2 protein-coding genes are annotated in these 1,389 nt (G+C 46.4%); both read right to left on the bottom strand.

The features are described from left to right. Positions 1 to 34: 34 nt before the first annotated feature. On the bottom strand, positions 35 to 1,000 hold the full coding sequence (locus ACFINZ_RS09635; RefSeq protein ID WP_375621653.1) for a capsid protein: 966 nt from the start codon (positions 998 to 1,000) through the stop codon (positions 35 to 37). Between the two features lie 12 nt (positions 1,001 to 1,012). Beyond that, the gene (locus tag ACFINZ_RS09630) at positions 1,013 to 1,354 is read right to left on the bottom strand and encodes a hypothetical protein (RefSeq protein ID WP_375613753.1); all 342 of its coding nucleotides are present in this window, start codon (positions 1,352 to 1,354) and stop codon (positions 1,013 to 1,015) included. Between the last annotated feature and the right edge of the window lie 35 nt (positions 1,355 to 1,389).

Below are 1,389 nucleotides of genomic sequence, written 5' to 3'. Positions count from 1 at the left end.
TTTTGCTTGCATAAGCCATGTTTAAAAGTTTCCCTTAGACAACTTCTTGCAACAAAACACCGGCATCTTTTGCAGCAACCAATTCACACACCCGTTCCCCCACACGCACCCGTTTACCACCCGACAAGCCGATATCTGGATCTTGGATCACTCCAGACAAACGCTCGCCCAACTGGGCGCTAAAGCCCCAACTGATCACCGATCCATCTGCCTGTTGTTTGGTAGGGTCAATATAAAGCAGTGCAATCTTATTGCCCCACACGCGTGCCAATTGTGCCGAACGCCCTTTGCGGGCCAAATTCACTTGCGATTCACCAATGAGTAAACGATCGGGGTGTATTTCCATCAGATCAGCAAATTGCGCCTTGGTGACAAAACCATCAGCAGTGCCACCTCCTTTAACGGCTTTAATGATTTTGGGATGACGTTTGAGTTTTGACCAAACAACTTTGCCCATCACAATGGTGTTGGGCGTATAGACGAGACTTTTATCCATCGCCTCATCTAAAGTGGCATAAGGGTCAGATTTCTCATAATCGCTAAATTTATTTTCACCCTTAAGCGTAATCACACGCTCTGGTGCGTAATTTTCACTTCTTTGCACAAGGGCTGCAACACGCACTTCACGCCCCAATTCTAGCAAATTGGCAAGTCCCTCTACAGCTGTCTTTTCGGGGTTATAACGAGAGCGTCGCTCCGCCCGTGCGCGTGCCGCTGCTTCAATATCTGAATTGGGGATAAGATCATCAAGTCCGTAATCTTTGACACTGGCTTCCCGTTCAAAGGCAGAAAATTCCACCACATTCGGGCGCCCTTTTCGCCCAACCTCAAGTTCAGGCACGGTAAAATTTTCTGCTAAAGGAAATTCACTATATTTAAACACCTCACTTAAAACACAAACGCGTGGCAAAACTTTATCGCCAATAAGAGAACCTGCTGGATTGCGATAACCAATAGCAATAGCGGTGAGTGTTGGATCAATGGGAAAAGGTCTGTTCATTTTATGCCTCGATTAATTAATTTTAAAAGAAATAACATCACCAGCAGAGCCATCACTCATGGCAATACCAATGGTGCGATCTGCGGCTTCCGCTTTAATGGCGTGTCCTTTGGGGTCAGAGGTCAAAAAATCACCAAAGGAAACATTGCCTCCACAAACCACTTCGCCCCAACCACATTGGCCAACATCAATCATCTCACCAGCCTTGGCACTCAATGACCCAGCAGTCCCTAATAATTTATCACCCTTACCAGAAGCCGTTGCCACCATTCCGTCACCGCGCGCTGCAACAATGCAATAAGGTGAAATCACATCTCCAGCGCGAAAAGATTTAATCAAAATCATCGTACTCATAATGGGCGCTCCTTTTGCTCGCTAATATACTCAAC

The organism is Bartonella sp. AA81SXKL (assembly GCF_042196945.1).
Lineage (GTDB): Bacteria > Pseudomonadota > Alphaproteobacteria > Rhizobiales > Rhizobiaceae > Bartonella.
The sequence above is the reverse complement of the archived record's forward strand: the minus strand, read 5'-3'. Positions and strand labels throughout refer to the sequence as shown.